Here is a 7,766-nt window from a genome sequence, read left to right as displayed (position 1 = left end):
AACCTTCCTGAGACACCCCAAACCACCAGAAAAACGGCCGGTTTTATGGCGACACGTTATCTGCCCTTTTCAACACCGGTTTTCCATAAGAATACCCATTGCGGAAATCAACGCCAGGTTATACCCTCCCATTATTCTTTTCTTGTGGAGATATTCCTGTGTTGCTGATTGGTTATGCGAGGGTGTCAAAATCTGATGGGGTACAGACGATCGCCCCACAGCGAGATGCTTTGCTTTCTGCAGGCATTGCTCCCGAACGGATATATGAAGACATCGCATCAGGACGTAATGATGCACGACCGGGATTAAAGGCCTGTATTAAGGCGCTTCAGCCAGGCAATACTCTGGTTATCTGGAAGCTTGACCGGCTAGGCCGCGATCTTCGCCACCTCGTTAACACCGTTGAAGATTTACGGGTGCGGGGCATTAACCTGAAGGTACTTACCGGTGCCGGTGCTGAGATTGACACTACAACAGCAAATGGCCGGCTCGCTTTTGGTATTTTTGCCGCATTCGCTGAATTCGAACGTGAATTGATTGCTGAACGTACTCAGGCTGGGTTAGCTGCAGCGCGTGCACGTGGCCGCCTTGGCGGCCGACCCCGCAAGATGGATCGGGCAACGCTCGCGATGGCGATGGCAGCCATGGCGGATCGCCAAACCGTTGCTGCCGATGTAGCAAGGCGGCTCGGCATGACCACTACCACTCTCTATACCTATGTTAACGGGGATGGCTCACCTAAGGCTGCCGGGCTCGCGTTGCTCAATGAGGGGACTAACTCATCTACAGGTATTTTATCCTTTGAAATCAATGGTGTGTAATGGGCGCAACCACTGCGGTTCCCGTGGAAGCCATTGCGATGTTGCGCCGGCGGCTCGCAGCTTTACCCGCGCGGCACCCGGAAAGACTCTTATTGATGGACTCAACAGCCAGCCTTTATGCTGTGTCGCGGGCAACGCTTTATCGCTTGCTACGGGGCGATCGGCGCGCTAAGGACGCACATCGCGCCGATCGCGGTAAGCCGCGCATTCTGACCGCCAGTGAAATAGAACGTTGGTGTGAAATCGTCGCCGCGCTAAAGGTCAGAACAACCAACAAGAAAGGCCGCTGCTTATCAAACGCCCGCATTCTTGAACTACTCGTTGAGTATGGTGTTGAAACCCCTGATGGGCTGGAAAAGCTCATGCCTGGCCGTCTTACTGCATCCACGCTCAATCGTCATATGCGCCGTCTTGGCTATGATCAATCCCGGATATCCCGCGAACCACCCGCCGTGCGATTTCAGGCGGAACACGCTAATGCACTGTGGCATTTCGATATGAGTCCATCGGATCTTAAAGAGCTGGAAACGCCATCCTGGCTCGATCCTGACCGGCAAGGTTCTCCTACGCTGATGCTGTTTAGCGTGGTTGATGACCGTTCGGGGGTTAGCTATCAGGAATACCGCTGCGTATACGGTGAAGACGTGGAGACAGCCCTTCGGTTTTTGTTCAACGCCATGAGCGCCAAACCGGAACAAAGTATGCCCTTTCAGGGCATACCAGAAACCATCCAGCTCGACAACGGGCCGGTAGGTAAGTCGGCCATTTTCAAACGGGTGATGAATTCACTGGGTGTCGAGGTGATTTTTCACCTGCCGCGGGGTTCTGATGGACGGCGTACGACTGCACGCAGTAAGGGCAAGGTTGAGCGACCGTTTCGCACCGTAAAGGAAGCCCACGAAACGCTTTACCATTTCCACAAACCCGAGACTGAAGCGGAAGCCAACCGTTGGCTGACAAACTATATTGCGAAATATAACGCCCGGGAACATCGTCACGAAAGCCACAGCCGGCTTAAGGATTGGCTGTCCCGGTTACCGGGCAGTGGCCTGCGTGCGATGTGTTCCTGGGAACGTTTTTGTTCATTCGCCAGAGAGCCTGAACGCCGCACTGTGGGTATCGACTGTCGGTTGACCGTTGCAGGCGTGGCTTACGAACTGGACCCGGAACTGGCCGGCGAAACCGTTATTGTTTGGTGGGGGATCTTTGATCAGGAATTATTTGCCGAATTAGATGATCGACAGTTTGGCCCCTTCCTGCCCGTTGATGGCCCGATCCCTATCCACCGATATCGCAAACACCGTAAGAGCCGCCGGGAATACCGTGCTGAACAGGTGTGTACGTTAGCCGATAAACTCAGCATTCCGCGCGCCGCAGTCAGCGGCGAAAAAGACATTGTGCTATTGGATCCTGCGAGTTCAGCGTCGGGATTGACAAGGGATCCTCGCCCGTTTACCGGACCCGATCCGTTTTGCGAGCTGGCGTATCCGACCAAGCTGGCGGCGCGTCAGGCCATTGCAGATGAGTTACGTTTACCCCTGGCGAAACTCAAATCAGAAGATCAGTCATTTATTGGCCAGTTGTTGGACGAAACATTATCCAGGCCTGCAATTATTGCGGCAATTCGCACTCGCTTTCCTGCGGGGCGAAAAGGAGGGATCAGTTGATGCTTACCGAAGTTATGAATCATTATGGGTTACGTTGTGAACCTGTTGATGCGGGTTATTTCGACACTGAGCACCACGAACAAATTCATCGGGATCTGAAGGCGGCTATTCAGAATGGTCGGTTAATCGCGCTCACTGCGGTGATTGGTTCGGGAAAGACCCTGCTCATGCGGCGGCTGCGTGAAACGCTGGAAAAGGAGGGCAAGGTCATTGTTGCCCGATCTCTCAGCCTGGACAAAACAAAAATTACGGCACCGCTGCTTGATGCGGCACTGTTCTACGATCTCTCGACCGAGAAGACGATCAAGATCCCCAGCGACTCAGAAAAACGTGCCCGCGAGCTGCAGGCGCTGTTTCGTAAGGCTAGGAAGCCGGTAGCGTTGTTTATTGATGATGCTCATGACCTCCATCCCAAAACCCTGACATCGCTTAAACGTCTGTTTGAACTTGCCGCTGACGGGAAAGGAAAAATCTCGATAATCCTGGTGGGTCACCCCAAACTCAAAAATGATTTGCGGCGCCCCAGCATGGAAGAAGTGGGGGATCGAACCACCGTGTTTGAGTTCGGTGGGCTGCGGGATCGTCAGCGGGATTATATCGATTGGGTCATGCGGGAATCGCTCGGCGAAGGGACTGAAATACATGATGTCATTACCGATGAGGCGGCAACCATGCTGGCCGCCCGTTTAAAAACGCCTCTTCAGATAGGGCGCTATCTGGTTCGTGCTTTTGAAGCGGGTTTCGAAATGGGGGTAAAACCCATTGATGCGACCACTCTGGAAGCCGTCCTGTCGCGACGCATTGACGACCTTGAACCTCAACTGACAAGGCACGGTTACGATGTTCGTGCGCTTTGCACTCAATTTGATGCAAAACCGCCAGAAATTAGGCAATTGATGCGTGGCACGTTGAATCCGCAGCGCTCGAACGAACTGGTCGAGGAAATGCGGGCCGCGGGGTTGCCACTATAAATCATTGTTTAATGTTTGTGCCGCCTTGCTGCTACGCCCTATCCCCGCTACGTCGGCCATTCCCGGACATCCGGGCTGACATTTTCAACAGGTAAGGACATGACTACACACAGCGATAACATAGCTTCTTCGGCAGACAGCCTCCACCCGCCATTGATGGCGGATCCAGTGGGTCAGTTACCCTCTCACCTTACTGCAATCCTGTGCCAGTTAGCCCTGCTGGGCGACCTGGCAAAATCTGCGCTGCTGGATAATATGCATATCCTGAGCATCAGCCCCGCCGCTCACCGCCGGATGAATCCCGCCGACATGACGGAGGCGCTAAGCGTGCTACAGAGAGCCGGCTGGCTGCAGAAGAACGACGCCCGCTGGCGGTTGTCTCCCAGTCATGATAACGCCGTTTTCCTCTCCCTGCTGACGCATCCGGACGTCTGGTGTGCGGGGCCACAGTGCGCAACCTATACGTCCCTGAGAGGCACATTGCGTCCGGACAGGGCGCGCCTCTGGAGGGCCATTCTGTCCGGCGACATCGCGGTTTTGCCTCAGCATCTGGCCGATTGGATGTCCGGTTATGATTATGTCCCTGCCGCACACCCGGCCGCCAGTTTGCTTGCTGATGAAACGGGTAAAAAGGTTTTTTCGCTGCTGGACGGTGAGGTGCAGACTCTGCTGCTCGCCACCTTTTTGAATGACGCCAGTTACCGGCTTAGCGACTGCTCGGACATCTGGCGGTTCGTCTGCGATCACGTCGGGGCGCTATCCGTTATCCCGGATATATTGTGCGGACCACTGGCCCTGCAGGCCTTGTGGCGCGACGAGCGCATGCTTCTGGATAAACTGAAAGCCGGTGGCAGCCTGCCACTTTCCGTTACGGGTTGGGCAGCACTGTGCCGGGGAAACAGGGAAGAGGCGATGGATGCGTACCGGCAGATGGTGGTCCAGTACCGCAAGGTCACGCGCAAACGCAAGCTGCACCTGCCGCCGATGCTCGCAATGATGGCGGCACTGACGCTACTGACCCGGGAAGAACCAGCGCATGCCGCGACGCTAAGTGAGCTGACGCATTATGCTGTCGATGAGGGGTTTGGCATAGGCTGGACGTTACTGAAAGGGTTACTCCTGGAGCGCGACGGAACATCATCGTTGCCCTCACCCCCGGTGAATAGTGGGGCTCCCTTCGTCGGTATGCCCGGCATTTTGCAGGCATTGGTGCTGTTCTGGCGTAATGATGCGCCGGATGGCGACCGGCTTCGGCAACGGTTGACCACCTTTTGTGACAAGTTAGCCCTCCGTGGATACTGCCTGCTGAGCTACGAAATCCGCACAATTCTTCACCTGCAGTTTGACGAACCGGCACCCGTGCTCATGGCTGAGCGTTTCCCCCTCTGTCTGCTCTGGCAGCGTAAGGAAGCCTGGGAATACGCGCTGGACGCGCTGGGAAAACTGACGCCGCAGAATACTGACAACGCCTCCCGGCTGGCCTGGATCCTGACTCGCAAAAGCTACAGCCTCGAGTTGGCACCACTGGAGCAGAAACACGGTAAGCAAGGCTGGAGTAAAGGCAGACCGGTCGCGCTGAAACGCCTCCACGAGTCGTCCGATGCACTGCCCTGGCTGCTGGCTCAGGACCGGCAGGCCGTACGTCATATTCATTACACGTCGGCCTATTCCTTCTACGGGGACAACGGACGCTACACGATTGACGCGGAAGCGGCGCTCCCCTTGCTGGCCGGACATCCCGCGGTGTTCTGGCATGACGCACCGGATGTGCGCATCGATATTGAACCCGGCCAGGTGACGCTGGTTCTCAGCGAGGAGGGAAACCAGCTTTCCCTGCGGTTGATGCCCGCGATTAATGAGAGTCAGTGCCTGGTCACTGAAAAGGAGACCCCGACCCGACTCGTGGTGTACCCGGTCAGTGAAGAACACCGGCGTATTGCCGCCATTGTTGGCAAAGGCCTGCGCATCCCGACGATTGCCCGTGAGAAAGTGCTGCAGTCAGTCTCTTCGATAGCTCCCCTTCTGCCCGTCCGGACTGACCTGCCTGAGCTGATGGCCAATATTCCCCACGTGTCGCCGGATGAAACTCTTTATGCACACCTGCTGCCGCTTGGCGAAGGGCTGCGCCTGCAGTTGTTGAGCCGCCCTCTGGAAAACGGAGCCTGGCTGCCGCCGGGGCGTGGCAGCCAAATTATCAATGGCGAGCAGGACGGTCAGGCGGTACAAACACGGCGAGACCTGCAGAGTGAACGACAACGGATGCAGCAGGTGCTCCGCGCCTGCCCGCTGCTGGCTGACACAGAACAGGACAACACCGAATGGCAGTTCACCCACACGCAGGACGCGCTGGAAGCGCTGACACAACTGCGTGCCGTTGCCCCTCCGCTGCTCGAATGCGTATGGCCGGAAGGCGAGCGTCTGCGCCTCGGGGGGCGTCGGGACATGCACGCCCTGACGCTGAGCGTCCGCCGCCAGGGGGAGTGGTTTGCCCTGTCCGGAGAACTGACTCTGGATGATGGCAAAGTCCTGCAGCTGCGTCAGGTGCTGACGCTCCTGGAAGAAAGCCGCGGCCGTTTCATCCGCCTGGGCGAACAGGACTGGCTGGCCCTGGATAACCAGCTGCGTCAGCGTTTGCAGCAGATAGCCCTGCTGACCGGAGGAAGTGATGGAAAACATCTCACGTTGAATGCCCTGACCCTGCCGTTTCTGAACACGCTGGCCGACGAAGCCGGTCAGTTCGACGGTGACGAGGATTGGCGCCGGCAGTTGCGCAAACTTAAGGCGAGAGAAAAACACCACCCCGTGGTGCCGTCCACGCTAAAAGCGGAGCTCCGCGACTACCAGCAGGAGGGGTTCTGCTGGCTGTCGCGGCTGGCCCACTGGGGCGTGGGGGCATGCTTAGCCGATGACATGGGGTTGGGGAAAACGCTGCAAGCCCTGGCTTTGCTACTCGAACGTGCGGGCGGTGGGCCGCAACTGGTCGTTGCCCCCACGTCCGTCACGTACAACTGGCTGAGCGAAAGTGAGCGGTTTGCGCCCACGCTCCGGGTACATGACTACCGACACCGGCGTGAGATATCAGACATGGGTGCATTCGATGTGGTGATCGTCAGCTACGGACTGCTGCTGCAGGATGCGTCGGGTTTTGCCGACCTGCAGTGGCACAGCGTGGTGCTGGATGAGGCGCAGGCCATCAAGAACGCGCAGACCCAGCGAGCCAGGGCGGTGATGGCACTAAAAGCGGATTTCCGGGTGGCACTCAGCGGCACGCCGGTTGAAAATCACCTGGGAGAGCTGTGGAGCCTGTTCCGCTTCCTCAACCCCGGTCTGCTGGGCGGCTTAAAGTTGTTTAATCAGCGATTTATCGGGCCGGTTGAGCAGGGAGACCGGATAGCAGCCAGTACACTGAAGCAGTTGATAAAACCCTTCATGCTGCGCAGAACCAAGTCGCAGGTGCTCGAGGAACTGCCGGCCCGAACCGACATCCTTCACCGTATTCCCCTGAGCGAAGAGGAACGGCACTGGTACGAGGCGCTGCGCCGGCAGGCGGTGGAACGCCTGGAAAGCGGGGGTGGTGACGTCAAGCCGCTGCAGGTGTTGGCGGAAATCACCCGTCTGCGCAGGTTTTGCTGCCATCCGTCGCTGGTTCTGGACGATTTTCCACTGGCGGGCAGCAAGCTGGCGACCTGCCTGGACATCATCGGCGAGCTGCGGGAAAACGGCCATAAGGCCCTGGTGTTCAGCCAGTTTGTTGACCATCTGACGTTGCTGCGCACGGCGCTGGATGAACAGGGTATCGCCTTCCAGTATCTGGACGGTTCGACGTCGGCGGCTGAACGAAAAGGACGGGTATCGGCCTTCCAGTCAGGCGAGGGCGAGCTGTTTCTGATAAGCCTGAAGGCGGGCGGTACGGGGCTTAACCTGACGGCTGCCGATTACGTCATTCATCTCGACCCCTGGTGGAATCCAGCGGTAGAAGATCAGGCCAGCGCCCGCGCCCACCGTATAGGTCAAGACCGGCCGGTCACGGTATACCGGCTGGTCATGGAGGACACCATTGAGGAGCAAATGGTCGCCCTGCACAGCCGAAAAAGGCAGTTGGCAGAGGAACTGTTGGAAGGTAGCGACATCGTTGGCCGGTTGGACACAGGGGCCTTGTTATCGGTGTTACGAGGGGAGGCATCATCGTTGGTGATTTGATTTCCGCAATGGGTATTTTTATGGAAAAACGGTGCTGAAAAGGGCAGATAACGTGTCGCCATAAAACCGGCCGTTTTTCTGGTGGTTTGGGGTGTCTCAGGAAGGTT

At 57.2% G+C, this 7,766-nt stretch carries 4 protein-coding genes and 2 pseudogenes; 5 read left to right on the top strand and 1 reads right to left on the bottom strand.

From position 1 onward, the window contains the following. Nucleotides 1–161: 161 nt before the first annotated feature. The 4 genes and pseudogenes from J8X26_RS19935 to J8X26_RS19920 form a co-directional block, all read left to right on the top strand. Complete coding sequence (locus J8X26_RS19935; RefSeq protein ID WP_208951731.1) at nt 162–821, top strand: recombinase family protein; 660 nt, start codon at nt 162–164, stop codon at nt 819–821. Continuing rightward, nucleotides 821–2,488: a DDE-type integrase/transposase/recombinase gene (locus J8X26_RS19930; RefSeq protein ID WP_208951729.1), complete on the top strand. Its 1,668-nt coding sequence runs from the start codon at nt 821–823 to the stop codon at nt 2,486–2,488. Before J8X26_RS19935 ends, J8X26_RS19930 begins: the two co-directional genes overlap by 1 nt. Further along, on the top strand, nt 2,488–3,459 hold the full coding sequence (locus J8X26_RS19925) for an ExeA family protein (protein WP_208951728.1): 972 nt from the start codon (nt 2,488–2,490) through the stop codon (nt 3,457–3,459). The genes J8X26_RS19930 and J8X26_RS19925 overlap by 1 nt, the downstream gene beginning before the upstream one ends. 99 nt (nt 3,460–3,558) lie before the next feature. Further along, nucleotides 3,559–7,092 (top strand): annotated as a pseudogene (locus tag J8X26_RS19920) (DEAD/DEAH box helicase); the annotation flags it as partial. Nucleotides 7,093–7,104: 12 nt separating this feature from the next. Here J8X26_RS19920 and J8X26_RS28090 read toward each other — a convergent pair. Then, nucleotides 7,105–7,152: pseudogene (locus J8X26_RS28090) on the bottom strand (hypothetical protein); the annotation flags it as partial. Between J8X26_RS28090 and J8X26_RS28085 the strand changes: the two are divergent. Further along, a complete protein-coding gene (locus J8X26_RS28085) occupies nt 7,138–7,659 on the top strand; it encodes a DEAD/DEAH box helicase (RefSeq protein ID WP_374101293.1) in 522 nt (173 codons plus the stop codon). The pseudogene J8X26_RS28090 and the gene J8X26_RS28085 overlap by 15 nt on opposite strands. Nucleotides 7,660–7,766 lie beyond the last annotated feature (107 nt).

It is taken from the genome of Rahnella sp. ChDrAdgB13 (genome assembly GCF_017655185.1).
GTDB classification, from domain to species: domain Bacteria; phylum Pseudomonadota; class Gammaproteobacteria; order Enterobacterales; family Enterobacteriaceae; genus Rahnella; species Rahnella contaminans.
The sequence above is the reverse complement of the archived record's forward strand: the minus strand, read 5'-3'. Positions and strand labels throughout refer to the sequence as shown.

Excerpts from the sequence above, each read along its gene's own strand:
- J8X26_RS19930 (WP_208951729.1), top strand. The coding sequence starts at position 821 with ATGGGCGCAACCACTGCGGTTCCCGTGGAAGCCATTGCGATGTTGCGC.
- J8X26_RS19925 (WP_208951728.1), top strand. The coding sequence starts at position 2,488 with ATGCTTACCGAAGTTATGAATCATTATGGGTTACGTTGTGAACCTGTT.